We start from the raw sequence: 15347 nt of genomic DNA, 5'->3' as shown, positions 1-15347 counted from the left end.
TCCCCGCTCGGCGATAAAGTCGACGCATGGCGACCGAGGACGACCTGAGGCAGCGGCACAAGGAGCTCGCCGAGACGATCGAGGAGCATCGGCAGCGCTATCACCGCGACGACGCGCCGGTCATCTCCGACTACGACTACGACCAGCTGATCCGCGAGCTCGAGGGGCTCGAGGAGCTGCTGCCGGAGCTCCGTACGCCCGACTCCCCGACGCAGCAGGTCGGCGGCATGATCTCCTCGACGTTCGAGGCCTACGAGCACCGCGAGCGGCTCTACAGCCTCGACAACGCCTTCTCGATCGAGGAGCTCGAGAGCTGGCACGCGCGCATCCTCCGCGAAGGCGTCGACGACGCAGAGTTCCTGTGCGAGCTCAAGGTCGACGGCCTCGCGATCTCGCTGACGTACGAGGACGGCGTGCTCACCCGCGGCGTGACCCGCGGCGACGGCCGGGTCGGTGAGGACGTCACCGCCAACGTGCGGACGATCAAGGTCATCCCGCACCGCCTCGAGGCGTCCGAGGACTATCCCGTCCCGGCCTATGTCGAGGTGCGCGGCGAGGTGTTCTTCCCGACCAAGGAGTTCGAGGAGTTCAACGCTGCTTGGGCGGAGTCCGGCAAGACCCCGTTCTCCAACCCGCGCAACGCCGCCGCCGGCACCCTGCGGATGAAGGACTCGTCCGTGACCGCCGGCCGCCCCCTGTCGATGGTGTGCCACGGCCTCGGCTACCGCGAGGGGTTCACCCCCGGTCGGCAGAGCGAGGCCTACGACGCGCTCAAGGCCTGGGGGCTGCCGACGAGCGACCGGGCCAAGGTGCTGCCCGACCTCGAGGCGGTCGAGGAGTTCATCGACTACTACGGCGAGCACCGCCACGACGTCGTCCACGAGATCGACGGCGTCGTGGTCAAGGTCGACCAGGTCAACCTGCAGCGCCGGCTCGGCTCGACGTCGCGGGCACCCCGCTGGGCGATCGCGTGGAAGTACCCGCCCGAAGAGGTCAACACCCGCCTGCTCGACATCCGCGTCAACGTCGGGCGCACCGGCCGGGTCACGCCCTACGGCGTCATGGAACCCATCCGGGTGGCCGGGTCCACCGTCGAGATGGCGACCCTGCACAACCAGCACGAGGTCAAGCGCAAGGGTGTGCTGATCGGCGACATGGTCGTCCTGCGCAAGGCCGGTGACGTCATCCCCGAGATCGTCGGCCCCGTCGTCGCGCTGCGTGACGGGTCGGAGCGTGAGTTCGTGATGCCGACCGAGTGCCCGTCGTGCGGCACCCCGCTGGCGCCGACCCGCGAGGGTGACAAGGACATCCGGTGCCCCAACACCCGGTCGTGCCCGTCCCAGCTGCGTGAGCGGCTGACCCACGTCGGCGGCCGTGGGGCGTTCGACATCGAGGTGTTCGGCTGGGAGGGCGCCACGGCGCTGCTCGACGCCGGGGTGCTGGTCGACGAGGGCGGACTGTTCGCGCTGACCGCCGAGCAGCTCCTGCAGGTCCCGCTCTACACCCGGGCGGCCAAGAAGGCCGAGCTCGCCGACGGGGCCGGCCCGCGCGTGCTCAGCGCCAACGGTCTCGCGCTGCTCGACAACCTCGAGAAGGCCAAGGGCCAGCCCCTGTGGCGCGTTCTCGTGGCGCTGTCGATCCGGCACGTCGGTCCCACCGCCGCCCGTGCCCTGGCGACGCACTTCGCGTCGATGTCGGCGATCGAGGAGGTCGTGGCCGGCGACGCCCCGGTGCAGACGCTCTCGGCGGTCGACGGAGTCGGGCCGACCATCGCCGAGGCGGTCGTCGAGTGGTTCGCCGTCGACTGGCACGCCAACATCGTGCGTCAATGGCGCGAGGCCGGCGTCCGCATGGAGGACGAGCGCGACGAGTCGACGCCCCGCACCCTCGAAGGCCTCACGATCGTGGTCACCGGGTCGCTCGAGAGGTTCACCCGGGACTCGGTCAAGGAAGCCATCATCGCTCGCGGTGGCAAGGCGTCGGGCTCGGTGTCCAAGAAGACCGACTACGTCGTGGTGGGGGAGTCCGCCGGTTCCAAGGCCGACAAGGCCGAGCAGCTGGGCGTGCCGATGCTCGACGAGGAGGCCTTCGAGGCACTCCTGGCCGACGGTCCTCCCGCCCAGCCGGCCGAGGAGTCCTGACGTGGCGTCGATCGCCCAGGTCAACTACCTCGTCCGCGACCTCGACGAGGCCCTGTCCTACTTCGCCGACCGTCTCGGCTTCGCCGTGCTGGAGGACAGCGCAGGTTCCGGGCGCCGCCGCGTCGTCGTCGCACCGCCCGGCGGCTCCGGTGCCGCCCTGGTGCTCAAGCTCGCCGAGACCGACGAGTCGCAGGCGATGGTGGGGCGGCAGGGTGGCGGGGTCGTCCTGTTCTTCCTCGAGACCGACGACTTCGATCGCGACCACGCCCGGATGCGCGAGGCCGGCGTCGCGTTCCGTGAGGAGCCGCGGCACGAGGCCTACGGGTCGGTGGCCGTGTTCGAGGACCTCTACGGCAACGCGTGGGACCTCATCCAGCCTGCGTGAGGCCATACTGGTCACATGCTCGAGATCAGACCCAGCTGCGAGTGCTGCGATCGCGACCTCGATCCGATGTCGACGGACGTCCTCATCTGCACCTATGAGTGCACGTGGTGCCGCGACTGCGCCGAGGCGGTCCTCCGCGGCGTGTGCCCCAACTGCGGGGGCGAGCTCGTACGCCGTCCGGTGCCGTCCGCGTCCAGGCTCCTGAACGACCCCCCGTCGACCACGCGCGTCTTCAACCCCGACTGCCTGTCGACGCCCGTGTCCCGCTGATCGTCAGCCGGCGGCCTTCGTGACGAGTGCGGTGAGCTTCTCCTCGATCGCGGGATTCATCGCGACGACGGCGAATGCGGTCGGCCACATGTCGCCGTCGTCGAGCTGGGCCCACTCGTTGAACCCGACCTCGGCGTAGCGCACCTTGAACTTCGCGGCGGGCTTGAAGAACACCACGACCTTGCCGTCGCGCGCAAAGGCCGGCATGCCGTACCAGGTCTTCGGTGCCAGGTCGGGCGCCGTGTCCCTGACGATGGCGTAGAGCTTCTCGGCGATCACCTGGTCCGCCTCGGGCAGGGCCTCGATCGCGTCGCGGACGGCCTGGTCGTCGGCGGCTGCCTTCTTGCTCGCCGAACCGCCGCGCTTGGCGCTCTTGAGCTCGGCCGCGCGGTCCTTCATCGCGGCCCGCTCCTCCTCGGTGAACCCTTCGTACGTCGTGGTCTTCGCCATGGGCCTGCCTCTCTGGTGGGTGGTGGTTCGAGCGTAGATTTCGGTGGCCGACGCCCGCTTCTTGATTCCTGACCGGTTCGGGTCGCCGTAGCATCGAGAGGTGCCTCCTCGCTCGCCGCTGCCGCCCCGCCACGGGCTCGGCGCTGCCTGGCTGCGCACACCGGACCGTGACCAGCCCCGCCCGGACCCGTGGCCCACGATGGGCGCCTGGCTGCGGCACCGGCTGCCCGAGCGGGTCGACGTCGCCGGGATGCTGGCGCAGAAGCGCTTCGTGTACGCCGACGGTGACGCCGTCGCCGAGGACCACGACTACGCGCCGCACACGTTCGTCTGGTTCCACCGCGACCTGGCCGACGAGGTCGACGTCCCCGGCGAGCTGCACGTGGTGCACCGCGACGCACGGCTCGTCGTCGTCGACAAGCCGGCCTTCCTCTCGTCGATCCCGCGTGGCCGCCACGTCCGCCAGAGCGTCGTGGTGCGGCTGCGCGACGAGCTGGGCCTGCCGGAGCTCTCGCCCCTGCACCGCCTGGACCGTGTCACGTCGGGCCTGCTCCTGCTCGCGACGGAGCGACGCTGGCGCGGCGGCTACCAGTCGCTGTTCCAGGACGGAGCGGTGCGCAAGACCTATCGCGCGCTGGCTCCGGTCCGGCCCGGCCTCGACCTGCCCGTCGTCGTGCGTGACCACATCGCCAAGCGTCGTGGCACGTGGCAGGCCGAGGTCGTCGCTGGTGCCCCCGTCAACGCCGAGACCCTCGTCGAGCTCGAGTCACGGCGGGGCGACGTGGGCGTCTACCGGCTGACCCCCAGGACGGGACGCACCCACCAGCTGCGGCTGCACATGAACGGGCTGGGCGTCCCGATCGTCGACGATCCGCTCTATCCCGCCGTTCGCGACATCGAGGTCGACGACTTCAGCCGACCGCTGCAGCTGCTCGCGGCCGAGTTGGAGCTCACTGACCCGTTTGACGGCACCGCGCGTCGATTCGAGAGCGTACGTTCGTTGCCGCTCTAGCTCACGGGTCGGCGCGGATGCGGGCTGCGAACGCGACGGTCGAGACGACGGCGAACGCGACGCCCCACCAGACGAGCCCGCCGGCGGCGGCGTAGAGCGCGACGGTCACGAAAAGCATGACCTGCACGATGAACCGGGTCGGGTTGGCCAGGCGCTTGTCCGACGTCGGAGCCATCCACTGCGCCCAGATGCCGATCGCGACGAAGGCGAGGAAGGCGCCGAGCGCCCAGCCCTTCCACCCGCCGGCCATGCCGTGCCCGGCCGCGACCAGGAGCACGATCATGGCCAGCTCGCACACGAACGCGAGGATGTCCCACGGGCCGACGTCCTGCGGTCTCTGCGGAGGAGGCATGGACGCAGCCTAGATGCCGACCCGCCTCACGATGCTCGCGGCCAGCTCGGCCGGTCGCTCGTCGAGCAGCCAGTGGGTGGCCCCCTGGAAGATCTCGAGCTCGTACGGCCCCGTGACGAAGCGACGGGTGAGGTCGGCGCCCTTGCGGGACAGAGCCACGTCGCCGTCGCTCCACACGTGCGTCGTGGGGACGGTGATCTTCTGGCCGAGGTCACCGGGCCTGGCGCGGGCGATCGACCGGTAGAAGCCGAGGCCGCCCCGCAGGGCGCCGTGGTCGACGATCTCGGCGTGGAACTGCTTGACCATGTCGGGAGTCATCCCGGCCGCGCGGAGCACGCCGTCGGCGCGGCCGCTGGCCATGGCGCGCTCGGGGAGGAAGGGGATCTGGAACAGTGCCATGTAGTAGGACTTCAACGCCTGGTTGCTGCTGACCAAGGAACGGGCGAAGGCGCCCGGGTGCGGCACCGACACGGCGGTCAGCGTCTCGACCCGGTCGGGGTGGCGCCCGGCGACGGACCACGCGATCGCGGCGCCCCAGTCGTGACCGACGACGTGGACGCGGGGCGCGCCGATCGCGTCGATCAGCGCCAGCGTGTCGGAGGTGAGGGCGACCAGGCCGTAGGCGAACCGCGACCTCGGTCGTGCGCCGGGGGAGTAGCCGCGCAGGTCCGGGGCGTACGTCCGGAGCCCTCGCTCGTGCAGGTGCGCCGCGACGGCGTCCCAGCTCGAGGCGCGCTGCGGGAAGCCGTGCAGCAGGACGACCGGCGTCCCGTCGATCGGACCGCTGTCGATGAGGTCGAAGGTGTACGGGCCGTTGCGGAACTGGGTGAGACGCGACTCGGTCATGTGGTCATCCTGCCAGAGAACGCCATTATCCGACTGACGGAGCGGCCGCTCTTCTGCGTGCCAGGCGGGTGCGCTCGCTCCCGCTCCGTGGCGGGCTGCGGCGGTCACTAGGATGGATCGGTACCCCCGACTCCACCCGCAAGGATCCCCATGTCTGAGCCCGCCAAGGGTATCTCGCGCGCTGACGTCAGCCATCTGGCCGGCCTCGCCCGTATCGACCTCAGCGAGGCCGAGCTCGACCACTTCGCCGCCGAGCTGCCCGCCATCCTCGAGCACGTCGCCGTCGTCCAGCAGGCTGCCGGCGACGACGTCGAGGCGATGAGCCACCCGGTCCCCGTCAACAACGTGTTCCGCGAGGACGTCGTCGTCCCGTGCCTCACGCCCGAGGCCGCGCTGGCCGGCGCACCCGCGTCCGAGCAGCAGCGCTTCCTCGTCCCCAAGATCCTCGGGGAGGACTGACATGGACCTGACTCGTCTCAGTGCGGCCGAGCTGGCCGCGAAGCTGGCCGGCAAGGAGGTCTCGAGCGTCGAGGCCACGCAGGCCCAGCTCGATCGCATCGCCGCGGTCGACGGTGACATCAACGCCTTCCTCCACGTGGACGCCGAGGGGGCCCTGGCGACCGCGGCCGACATCGACACCCGCCGCGCGGCCGGCGAGGGCCTGCACGGACTGGCGGGCGTACCCATCGCGGTCAAGGACATCGTCGCGACGCAGGGCATGCCCACGACGTGCGGCTCCAAGATCCTCGACGGCTGGATCCCGCCCTACGACGCCACGATCACCCAGCGCATCAAGGCGGCGGGCCTGCCGATCCTGGGCAAGACCAACATGGACGAGTTCGCGATGGGCTCGTCGACGGAGCACTCCGCGTACGGTCCGACGCGCAACCCCTGGGACCGCGACCGCATCCCCGGCGGCTCCGGCGGTGGCTCGGCCGCGGCCGTCGCCGCGTACGAGGCCGCCCTCGCGATCGGCACCGACACCGGCGGCTCGATCCGTCAGCCCGGCGCCCTCACCGGCACGGTCGGCGTCAAGCCGACCTATGGCGGCGTCAGCCGCTACGGCCTCGTGGCCCTCGCGAGCAGCCTCGACCAGGCCGGCCCCGTCACGCGTACGGTGCTCGACGCGGCGCTGCTGCACGAGCTCATGGGCGGCCACGACCCCCGGGACTCCACCAGCATCGACGCGCCGGCGCCGCTCGTCGTCGCGGCGGCCCGCCGTGCCGACGTCAAGGGTCTCAAGATCGGCATCGTCAAGGAGCTCGCCGGCGACGGCTTCCAGGCCGGCGTCAGTGCCAGGTTCGACGAGGCCGTGGAGCTGCTGACCTCGGCTGGGGCCGAGGTCGTCGAGGTCTCGCTGCCGAGCCTCGAGTACGCCCTTGCGGCCTACTACCTCGTGATGCCGAGCGAGGCGTCCAGCAACCTCGCCCGCTTCGACGCGATGCGATACGGCGTTCGCGTCCCGCCGGCCGGTGCGGACGACCCGAGCGCGGAGCAGGTCATGGCCTCGAGCCGCGACGCGGGCTTCGGCGACGAGGTCAAGCGGCGCATCATCGTCGGCACGTACGCCTTGTCGAGCGGCTACTACGACGCCTACTACGGCTCGGCGCAGAAGGTGCGCACGCTGCTGGCGCGCGACTTCGCGTCGGCGTTCGAGCAGGTCGACGTCCTGGTGTCGCCGACCTCGCCGACCACGGCCTGGCCGCTCGGTGCCAAGCTCGACGACCCGCTGTCGATGTACCTGCAGGACGTTGCGACGATCCCCGCCAACCTCGCGGGCATCCCCGGACTGTCGCTGCCCGTGGGAGTCGCCGAGGAGGACGGCCTGCCGGTCGGCCTGCAGCTCCTGGCTCCTCAGCAGGCCGACGACCGTCTCTACAACGCCGGTGCGGCCCTCGAGAAGCTGCTCGAGGACCGGTGGGGCGGCCCCATGCTGGCCCAGGCACCTGATCTGGAGGTTGCGCGATGACGACCGAGACACTGGTTCCTGTCGAGGATGCGCTGACGCGCTACGACCCGGTCATGGGCCTCGAGATCCACATCGAGCTCAACACCGCGACCAAGATGTTCTGCGGCTGCCCGACCGAGTTCGGCGCCGAGCCCAACACCCAGGTGTGCCCGGTGTGCCTGGCCCTGCCCGGCGCCCTGCCGGTCGTCAACGCCAAGGCCATCGAGTCGGCGATCCGCATCGGTCTCGCGCTCAACTGCGAGATCGCGGAGTGGTGCCGCTTCGCGCGCAAGAACTACTTCTATCCCGACATGCCCAAGAACTTCCAGACCTCGCAGTACGACGAGCCGATCGCGTTCGACGGCCACGTCGACGTCGAGGTCGACGGCGAGTCCTACCGGATCGAGATCGAGCGGGCGCACATGGAGGAGGACACCGGCAAGTCGCTGCACGTCGGTGGCTCGACCGGACGCATCCACGGCGCGGACTTCTCGCTGGTCGACTACAACCGGGCCGGCATCCCGCTGATCGAGATCGTGACGCGCACGATCGAGGTGCCCGGCGACAAGGCGGCTGCCGTCGCCCGCGCGTACGTCTCGTACGTGCGTGACCTCATCGGCGGTCTCGGCGTCTCGGACGTGCGGATGGACCAGGGCTCGCTGCGGGCCGACGTCAACCTCTCGCTCAAGCCCCGGGGGTCGGCGACCCTCGGCACGCGCTCGGAGACCAAGAACGTCAACTCGTTCCGGTCGGTCGAGCGTGCGGTCCGCTACGAGATCTCGCGGCACGCGGGCATCCTCGACGCCGGCGGATCCGTGCTGCAGGAGACCCGGCACTTCCACGAGGACACCGGCACGACGTCCTCGGGCCGGGAGAAGTCCGACGCCGACGACTACCGCTACTTCCCCGAGCCCGACCTCGCGCCGGTCTCGCCGTCGCGGGAGTGGGTCGAGGAGCTGCGGGCCACCCTGCCCGAGCCGCCGGCCGTGCGCCGCACGCGACTGCAGGCCGAATGGGGCTTCAGCGACCTCGAGATGAGGGACACGATCGGTGCCGGCGCGCTGCAGCTCGTGTCGGACACGATCGAGGCCGGCGCGACGCCGCAGGCCGCCCGCAAGTGGTGGCTGGGCGAGATGGCGCGCCGGGCCAACGAGCAGGGCGCCGAGCTGGACTCGCTGGGCATCACGCCGTTGCAGGTCGCCGAGATCCAGGCACTGATCGACGCCGGCCGCATCAACGACAAGCTGGCCCGTTCGGTCTTCGACGGCGTCATCGCCGGTGAGGGCACGCCCGAGGAGGTCATCGTCGGGCGGCAGCTCGAGGTCGTGTCCGACGACGGCGCGCTCGGCGACGCCGTCGACCGGGCGATCGCGGGCGATCCCGACGCGGCGCAGAAGATCCGCGACGGCAAGCAGGCCGCTGCCGGCGCGCTGATCGGCGCCGTCATGAAGGAGATGCGCGGCCAGGCCGACGCCGGCCGCGTGCGCGAGCTGATCCTCGAAAAGCTCACCTGACCCGCGGGGCGGGGCGGGGGCGGAGCGTCAGGCGGTACGGGCGATCAGGTGCTTGAGCTCGCTGAGCACGAGGTCGGGGAACTCGATCGGGATGAAGTGGGTCGCGTCGAGCTCCTGGAACCGTGACCCCGGGATGCGTTCGGACGCCGAGCGCATGTCGCGCGCGCCGGTCAGCATGTCCCACTTGCCCGCGATGAACGTCACCGGCACGTCGATCCCCGACAGCGAGACCCGCTGGTGCTGCGAGACACCCAGCGCGAGCTTGGCGTACCAGGACGGGTGGGTCGTGCAGAACTCCTGCATCAGGGTGCGCAGCTCGGCGGTGTCGGCCGACGGGCTGATGAGCCGGGTCATGCGCAGCATGTTGGCCGTCGCGTTGGTCCACGGGATCCGCCGGGTCAGCGGGGCCAGTGCACGTCCGGACACCGATGCCGTACGTGCGAGGCCGATCATGAGTCGCTTGGTGACCACGGGTGGCAGGTGCAGCGGTGCCAGCATCGTCGCGAAGGTGTTGCCGGGGACGCCGGCGACGGCCAGGATCCCGGTGACCCGTTCAGGGTGCCGGCCGGCGAGCTCGAACGCGATCGTGACGCCGGCCGACCATGCGGCGACGACGGCCGAGTCGATCCCCGCGGAGTCCATGACCGCGAGCGCGTCCTCGACGAAGGCGTCGAGGTCGACCCGGTCGTCGGCCGGTCGCTCGGAGCCGCCGACGCCGCGGTGGTTCCACGAGACGACATGCACTCCGCAGTCAGGTCGCAGGAGCGCCGGCCAGGCGTGCGGATTCGTGCCGAGGCCGTTCGACAGCAGGACCGTCGGGCCCTCGGCGTCGTTGGTCCAGGCCCGGAGGCGCGTGCCGTCGGCGCTCTCGACGTCGTAGTAGCGGACGAACGCGGCCGTGGGTGCCTTCACAAGCGCTGATTGTCCACGGCGTCACGACGAGCCGCAATCGGATCGTCAGATCCGCGCGGCGACGGCGGCCACGAGCCGATCGGCGCCGTCGGCCGAGTGCGGCAGGAACAGGCTCGGCTCGGCGAGCTCGAGCTCGATCAGCACGGGTGCACCGTCATCGGCGGTGACCAGGTCCACGCGCGCGTATGTCGGCAGCTCGTCGAGACCGAGGATCTCGCTCGCGGCGGCCAGGGCCGCGGCGGAGACGGTGAGCTGGGCGTCGTCGGGCTGCCGTGGCTCGATCGACTCGCGGCTGTCCCGGTCCTGGCGGATCCCCTCACCCTGGTACAGGAGCTGACCCTTGCGGATCGCGTGCGAGAACTCGCCGCCGAAGAACAGCATCGCGGTCTCGCCCTCGTCATCGACCGACGAGATGTAGGGCTGGGTCATCGAGGCGCGGCCGGCGGAGACGAGGGCGGTGCTGTGTGCGTACACGTCGGCCGGCGAGGTCCACCGAGCCGTGTCCCTCGAGCCTGCCGAGACGGTCGGCTTCACGACCCACTCGGCATGGTCGCCCAGGTCCTCACCGTCGGCGAGGTTCCACCGGGTCTCGATGATCGGCACGCCGGCGGCCTCGAGCTGCTGCAGGTAGGTCTTGTCGGTGTTCCAGGCGATGACCTCGTGGCTGTTGTGCAGTCGTGGCACCGCGGCAGCCCACGCGAGGAACTCGTCGCGCCGCGCGATGTAGTCCCAGCACGAGCGCACCACGACGGCCTCGTACGACGTCCAGTCGACGCCGGGGTCGTCCCAGACCGTGATCTCCGCATCGATGCCGCGCCGGGTGGCAGCGTCGACCAGGAGCGGGAGATCGGCGTCTAGGTCGCGCGCGAAGGAGCTGCTGACAAAGGTGATGGTCACGAGCCCACCCTAGAACGAGGCCGGTCGATGAAGTCCATCCCTTCACTCTTGCAATCTGAAGCAAATCGCTTCAAAATGAAAGAATGAACCACAAGGCTTCACAGCGGTACGCCGTGATCGGGGACCTCGTCGACTCGCGCTCGCAGCCGTCCCGGGCGCGGGCACAGGAGCAGCTGCTCGCGGCGCTCGAGGTGGTCAACGCCATGCTGCCATCGGTGCAGCCGCTCGAGCCCACGATCGGCGACGAGCTCCAAGCGGTCTACGAAGACCTGTCCCACGCGCTGCAGGCCACCGTGCTGGTCCGGCTCGCGCTGCCCGAGACGATGGACTGCCGGTTCGGCATCGGCGTCGGCGAGGTCGAGATCGTCGGTGCCTCCAACTATGGTCTGACGCAGGACGGCAAGGCGTGGTGGTCGGCGCGCGAGGCGATCGACATCGCCAAGGCAAGGCATCGCCAGCTCCCAGGGCTGAGGACGTGGATCGTGCGTGACGGAGCGGAGCGGGGTGACATCGTGAACTCCTACCTCCTGGTGCGGGACGAGCTGGTCAGCGGGTTCGACGGCCGCCAGCGGCGCATCGCCCTCGCTGAGCTCCATGGCAGGTCCCTGTCCCAGATCGCCGCGGACGAGGGCATCTCGACCTCCGCGGTGTCGCAGCGCCATCGCTCGGGCATCAGCGCGCTGCTCGAGTCGATCCGTGAGGTGCCCCGTTGATCCTGCTCGCCACCCTGCTCCTGGTGATCGGTCTCGCCGACTTCGCCCGCCCTCAGGACCGTCCCGCGGACCGGGCCGCGCTGACCCGGTCGGCTCTGGTCGGAGCACTCGTCGCGGTCCTCGTGGTCTGGGGTGCAGGACTCGCGTGGTGGTGGGTACCGATCGCGTTGGTGACCGTCCTCGCCTGGGTCGTCTCGACCCCGGTCGACCGGGTCTACCCGTGGCCGATCGTCGGACTCGGCCTCGTGGTGCTGATCGTCCTGGCCGGCAGCGCGCACGCCCCGACGGCGGACGGCTGGCTCACCGACTGGTACGCGTCGCTGGAGGTCGCGGCCCTGCGCGACGTCTCGTTCGAGCGGTTCGCGCTGACCGCGGCCTGCCTCGTGTTCCTCGTCGAGTCCGCGAACATCATCGTCCGCATGGTCCTCGCCGGCACGGACGCCGGCGTCATGGCCAGCGAGCAGACGCTCAAGGGCGGGCGGGTGCTCGGCCCCATCGAGCGGATCCTGATCTTCGCGATGGCGCTGTCCGGTCAGTACGCCGCGCTGACCGCGGTCGTGGCGGCCAAGGGCATCCTGCGGTTCCCCGAGATCTCCCGCGACGTGGCGGGACGCAAGGCCGAGTACGTCCTGGTGGGCAGCTTCGTGAGCTGGGCCGTCGCGCTCACGTTCGTGCCGCTGCTGTGACCGCGCCCGGTCCTGCTCGACGAGCATCGCGGGCTGAGCCGTAATCTTGGGGCATGGCCTCTGACAACCCGATCGACATCAAGCCCCGCAGCCGCACCGTCACCGATGGCCTCGAGGCCACCGCGTCGCGAGGCATGCTCCGCGCGGTGGGCATGGGCGACGACGACTGGGCCAAGCCCCAGGTGGGCGTCGCGTCCAGCTGGAACGAGATCACCCCGTGCAACCTGTCGCTCGACCGCCTGGCCAAGGCCGTCAAGACCGGCGTGCACGCAGGCGGCGGCTATCCGCTGGAGTTCGGCACGATCTCGGTCTCCGACGGCATCTCGATGGGCCATGAAGGCATGCACTTCTCGCTCGTGAGCCGCGAGATCATCGCCGACTCGGTCGAGACCGTCATGATGGCCGAGCGGCTCGACGGCTCGGTGCTGCTGGCCGGTTGCGACAAGAGCCTGCCCGGCATGCTGATGGCCGCCGCTCGCCTCGACCTGGCGAGCGTGTTCCTCTACGCGGGCTCGATCATGCCGGGCAACGTCGACGGCAAGGACGTCACGATCATCGACGCCTTCGAGGCCGTCGGAGCCTGCATCAAGGGGCTCATCACCCGCGAGGAGGTCGACAAGATCGAGCGGGCGATCTGCCCCGGCGAGGGTGCGTGCGGCGGCATGTTCACCGCCAACACGATGGCGACGGCAGCCGAGGCGCTCGGCATGAGCCTGCCCGGCTCGGCCGCTCCACCGGCGATCGACAGCCGACGCGACGACTTCGCCGTGGCCTCGGGGGAGGCGGTCGTCGAGCTGCTCCGCAAGGGCATCACCGCACGGCAGATCATGACCAAGGAGGCCTTCGAGAACGCGATCACCGTGACGATGGCCCTCGGCGGGTCCACCAACGCCGTGCTCCACCTGCTGGCGATCGCGCGCGAGGCCGAGGTCCCGCTGACGCTCGAGGACTTCAACCGCATCGGCGACAAGGTCCCGCACCTCGGCGATCTCAAGCCGTTCGGCCGCTACGTCATGAACGACGTCGACAAGGCCGGCGGCACGGCCGTCATCATGAAGGCGCTGCTCGACGCCGGGCTGATGCACGGCGACTGCCTGACGGTCACCGGCAAGACGATGGCCGAGAACCTCTCGGGCATCACCGAGAAGCTCGACGGCGACGTCATCCGTACGATGGACCGCCCGATCCACCAGACCGGTGGCCTCACGATCCTCAAGGGCTCGCTGGCACCCGACGGCGCGGTCGTCAAGAGCGCCGGATTCGACTCCGACGTGTTCCGCGGCACCGCCCGCGTCTTCGACGGCGAGCGCGCCGCGATGGATGCGCTCGAGGACGGCACGATCGTCGCGGGCGACGTGGTCGTGATCCGCAACGAGGGTCCCAAGGGCGGGCCCGGCATGCGCGAGATGCTCGCCATCACCGGGGCGATCAAGGGCGCCGGGCTGGGCAAGGACGTCCTGCTGCTGACCGACGGCCGGTTCTCGGGCGGCACGACCGGACTGTGCGTCGGGCACGTCGCGCCCGAGGCCGTCGACGGCGGACCCATCGCCTTCGTCAAGGACGGCGACCCCATCGTCCTCGACATGGCCAACCGGACGCTCGAGGTCGAGGTCGATCCAGACGAGCTCGAGGCTCGCAAGGTCGGCTGGGAGCCCATGCCGCCCAAGTACACGACCGGCGTGCTTGCCAAGTACCGCAAGCTCGTCAGCTCCGCCGCCGACGGCGCCGTCTGCGGCTAGTCGCGATGACCCGCACGCGACGCCTCCTGATGCTGGTCACGGCCTGCGTGCTGCTCGGTTCGGCCTCGGCGACGGCTGAGGACGGGACGGGGCCGGCCGTCGCCTGGGATGCCGCGTCGTTCACGGCCGAGCGGGGTGTCGAGACGACGATCAGCGGAGTGATCGTCGAGGCCGGAGCCGACGCGCACCTCGTCGTGGAGAAGCTGGTCGACGGTGACTGGTCCGCTGTGCCCTCACAGCTCGAGGCAGGCCGGTTCGTCGCTGTGGTGCCGGGCGAGGCCGCGACCTATCGGGCCGTGCTGAGCGGTCCTGGGACGGACGTCAGTGCCGTGACGATGGTCGTCGCCGAGGCCGCGCGGTCCGACCTCCGGATCACTCTGCCGTCGTCGGCCGAGGACGGGTCGCAGGTCACGGCGCATGTCTCGTGGCAGCGCGTGGCAGATGGTGCCCCGCTGTCAGGACAGGTCGCCCTGGTCTTCCGGCGACGGGGCCTCGAGACATGGAAGACGCTGCCCCCGGTCGACGTGGTCGACGGGGCGGCACAGGTCGCGCTGACGCCGCGGGACGACGGCAGCTACCGCGTGCTGTGGGCCGGCAGCCCCGAGATCGGCGCCGTCGAGTCGAGCCCTGCGGCGTTCGACAACGTGCCGGTCAGGTCGGTCGTGCTGCGCATCGGCCAGTACAACCTCCCCGGCCCCGACAAGCTCTCGCGGTCGAGCACACGGGCGGTCAAGGCAGCACAGGCGATCAAGGCAGCCGACATCGACGTCATGACGTTCAACGAGCTCGTGGGCCCGGGCCACAACAGCACCACCAACCCGCCGTCCAGCTTTGCGCGCACCGTGCTGAGGGCGTTGGGGTCGAAGTGGCGGCTCATCACCCCGACGATGACCTACAACGAGAACTACATCGCGTATCGGCCCGATCGAGTCGAGGTCATCGTCCAGTACGCCGACCGTGTCGTGCCGGGCATCGGCACGGGATCGGTACGCAAGAAGACCGCTCGCCACGTGACGCCCGTGCTCTTCAAGGACCGCGGCTCCAACCAGCCCGTGCTGATTGCGGCCACTCACCTGGTCAGCGGCAGCCGCGCAGGCGCCCGCACGCAGGCGTACGCCGTGGGGAGACACGCGGCCGAGCTGTCGAACGGCTATCCCGTGGTCGTCGGCGGAGACATGAACACCTCCGACAAGCTCGCAGGTCTGACGGGTCGAGGCCTCAAGGACGTGCGCAGAGCTGCCAAGCAGCGCACGAACGCGACCTACGTGAAGTACTCGAAGACCAGGCCGGTGAAGGATGCGACCTGGATCATCGACCAGATCTATGCGCCCACGAGCTGGACTGTCAGCCGCTGGGTGACCGCTCTGGGCACCAGGAACGGCAGGTTCACCACGCCACGGGCATCCGACCACCTGCTGGTCTGGTCGACGCTCAAGGGTCCGCGCCCGTGAGGAGCAACGGACCCTGCAGCTTCGGCAGCGG

At 70.3% G+C, this 15347-nt stretch carries 16 protein-coding genes; 11 read left to right on the top strand and 5 right to left on the bottom strand.

Annotation, left to right across the window (positions count from 1 at the left end; genetic code table 11):
* Nucleotides 1-26 precede the first annotated feature (26 nt).
* From ligA to AB0N22_RS07355, 3 genes are read left to right on the top strand one after another with little or no spacing between them, the layout of a single operon-like run.
* The gene (gene ligA, locus AB0N22_RS07365; protein WP_364637666.1) at nt 27-2141 is read left to right on the top strand and encodes an NAD-dependent DNA ligase LigA; all 2115 of its coding nucleotides are present in this window, start codon (nt 27-29) and stop codon (nt 2139-2141) included.
* Nucleotide 2142: 1 nt separating this feature from the next.
* Entirely contained in the window at nt 2143-2526 is a 384-nt protein-coding gene (locus AB0N22_RS07360) for a VOC family protein (protein ID WP_364637664.1), read from the top strand.
* Between the two features lie 15 nt (nt 2527-2541).
* The gene (locus AB0N22_RS07355; RefSeq protein ID WP_364637662.1) at nt 2542-2796 is read left to right on the top strand and encodes a DUF1272 domain-containing protein; all 255 of its coding nucleotides are present in this window, start codon (nt 2542-2544) and stop codon (nt 2794-2796) included.
* A 3-nt stretch (nt 2797-2799) separates the two neighbouring features.
* Here the strand turns inward: AB0N22_RS07355 and AB0N22_RS07350 are convergent, their stop codons facing one another.
* On the bottom strand, nt 2800-3246 hold the full coding sequence (locus AB0N22_RS07350) for a hypothetical protein (protein ID WP_364637660.1): 447 nt from the start codon (nt 3244-3246) through the stop codon (nt 2800-2802).
* A 100-nt stretch (nt 3247-3346) separates the two neighbouring features.
* Between AB0N22_RS07350 and AB0N22_RS07345 the strand changes: the two genes are divergently transcribed.
* A complete protein-coding gene (locus tag AB0N22_RS07345; RefSeq protein ID WP_364637658.1) occupies nt 3347-4258 on the top strand; it encodes a pseudouridine synthase in 912 nt (303 codons plus the stop codon).
* 1 nt (nt 4259) lies between these two features.
* On the opposite strand, the gene AB0N22_RS07340 is transcribed toward AB0N22_RS07345, so the two are convergent.
* Nucleotides 4260-4610: a YrdB family protein gene (locus AB0N22_RS07340; RefSeq protein ID WP_364637656.1), complete on the bottom strand. Its 351-nt coding sequence runs from the start codon at nt 4608-4610 to the stop codon at nt 4260-4262.
* 9 nt (nt 4611-4619) lie between these two features.
* The gene (locus AB0N22_RS07335; RefSeq protein ID WP_364637654.1) at nt 4620-5456 is read right to left on the bottom strand and encodes an alpha/beta fold hydrolase; all 837 of its coding nucleotides are present in this window, start codon (nt 5454-5456) and stop codon (nt 4620-4622) included.
* A 150-nt stretch (nt 5457-5606) separates the two neighbouring features.
* Between AB0N22_RS07335 and gatC the strand changes: the two genes are divergently transcribed.
* Genes gatC through gatB form a run of 3 tightly spaced genes read left to right on the top strand, consistent with a single transcriptional unit; the run spans nt 5607 to nt 8918 of the window.
* Nucleotides 5607-5915 (top strand): Asp-tRNA(Asn)/Glu-tRNA(Gln) amidotransferase subunit GatC, encoded by a 309-nt coding sequence (gene gatC, locus AB0N22_RS07330; RefSeq protein WP_364637652.1) that lies wholly within the window; start codon nt 5607-5609, stop codon nt 5913-5915.
* A gap of 1 nt (nt 5916) precedes the next feature.
* Nucleotides 5917-7425: an Asp-tRNA(Asn)/Glu-tRNA(Gln) amidotransferase subunit GatA gene (gene gatA, locus AB0N22_RS07325; protein ID WP_364637650.1), complete on the top strand. Its 1509-nt coding sequence runs from the start codon at nt 5917-5919 to the stop codon at nt 7423-7425.
* Nucleotides 7422-8918, top strand: coding sequence for an Asp-tRNA(Asn)/Glu-tRNA(Gln) amidotransferase subunit GatB (gene gatB, locus AB0N22_RS07320; protein WP_364637648.1), 1497 nt, complete (start codon nt 7422-7424; stop codon nt 8916-8918). Before gatA ends, gatB begins: the two co-directional genes overlap by 4 nt.
* A gap of 27 nt (nt 8919-8945) precedes the next feature.
* Here the strand turns inward: gatB and AB0N22_RS07315 are convergent, their stop codons facing one another.
* Entirely contained in the window at nt 8946-9830 is an 885-nt protein-coding gene (locus AB0N22_RS07315; protein WP_364637646.1) for an alpha/beta hydrolase, read from the bottom strand.
* Nucleotides 9831-9875: 45 nt separating this feature from the next.
* Nucleotides 9876-10727, bottom strand: coding sequence for a hypothetical protein (locus AB0N22_RS07310; RefSeq protein WP_364637644.1), 852 nt, complete (start codon nt 10725-10727; stop codon nt 9876-9878).
* Nucleotides 10728-10810: 83 nt separating this feature from the next.
* Between AB0N22_RS07310 and AB0N22_RS07305 the strand changes: the two genes are divergently transcribed.
* From AB0N22_RS07305 to AB0N22_RS07290, 4 genes are read left to right on the top strand one after another with little or no spacing between them, the layout of a single operon-like run.
* Entirely contained in the window at nt 10811-11440 is a 630-nt protein-coding gene (locus AB0N22_RS07305) for a SatD family protein (RefSeq protein WP_364637642.1), read from the top strand.
* Entirely contained in the window at nt 11437-12126 is a 690-nt protein-coding gene (locus tag AB0N22_RS07300; RefSeq protein ID WP_364637640.1) for a hypothetical protein, read from the top strand. The genes AB0N22_RS07305 and AB0N22_RS07300 overlap by 4 nt, the downstream gene beginning before the upstream one ends.
* Before the next feature lie 53 nt (nt 12127-12179).
* On the top strand, nt 12180-13865 hold the full coding sequence (ilvD, locus tag AB0N22_RS07295; RefSeq protein WP_364637638.1) for a dihydroxy-acid dehydratase: 1686 nt from the start codon (nt 12180-12182) through the stop codon (nt 13863-13865).
* Nucleotides 13866-13870: 5 nt separating this feature from the next.
* The gene (locus AB0N22_RS07290; protein ID WP_364637636.1) at nt 13871-15316 is read left to right on the top strand and encodes an endonuclease/exonuclease/phosphatase family protein; all 1446 of its coding nucleotides are present in this window, start codon (nt 13871-13873) and stop codon (nt 15314-15316) included.
* Nucleotides 15317-15347: the final 31 nt, after the last annotated feature.

This window comes from Aeromicrobium sp. NPDC092404, assembly GCF_040684095.1.
GTDB lineage: Bacteria > Actinomycetota > Actinomycetes > Propionibacteriales > Nocardioidaceae > Aeromicrobium.
This window is presented reverse-complemented; position numbering and strand designations above follow the sequence as displayed.

Coding starts and splice junctions, on each gene's coding strand:
- ligA (WP_364637666.1), top strand. CDS start 27: ATGGCGACCGAGGACGACCTGAGGCAGCGGCACAAGGAGCTCGCCGAG.
- AB0N22_RS07355 (WP_364637662.1), top strand. CDS start 2,542: ATGCTCGAGATCAGACCCAGCTGCGAGTGCTGCGATCGCGACCTCGAT.
- AB0N22_RS07350 (WP_364637660.1), bottom strand. CDS start 3,246: ATGGCGAAGACCACGACGTACGAAGGGTTCACCGAGGAGGAGCGGGCC.
- AB0N22_RS07340 (WP_364637656.1), bottom strand. CDS start 4,610: ATGCCTCCTCCGCAGAGACCGCAGGACGTCGGCCCGTGGGACATCCTC.
- AB0N22_RS07335 (WP_364637654.1), bottom strand. CDS start 5,456: ATGACCGAGTCGCGTCTCACCCAGTTCCGCAACGGCCCGTACACCTTC.
- gatC (WP_364637652.1), top strand. CDS start 5,607: ATGTCTGAGCCCGCCAAGGGTATCTCGCGCGCTGACGTCAGCCATCTG.
- gatA (WP_364637650.1), top strand. CDS start 5,917: ATGGACCTGACTCGTCTCAGTGCGGCCGAGCTGGCCGCGAAGCTGGCC.
- gatB (WP_364637648.1), top strand. CDS start 7,422: ATGACGACCGAGACACTGGTTCCTGTCGAGGATGCGCTGACGCGCTAC.
- AB0N22_RS07305 (WP_364637642.1), top strand. CDS start 10,811: ATGAACCACAAGGCTTCACAGCGGTACGCCGTGATCGGGGACCTCGTC.
- ilvD (WP_364637638.1), top strand. CDS start 12,180: ATGGCCTCTGACAACCCGATCGACATCAAGCCCCGCAGCCGCACCGTC.
- AB0N22_RS07290 (WP_364637636.1), top strand. CDS start 13,871: ATGACCCGCACGCGACGCCTCCTGATGCTGGTCACGGCCTGCGTGCTG.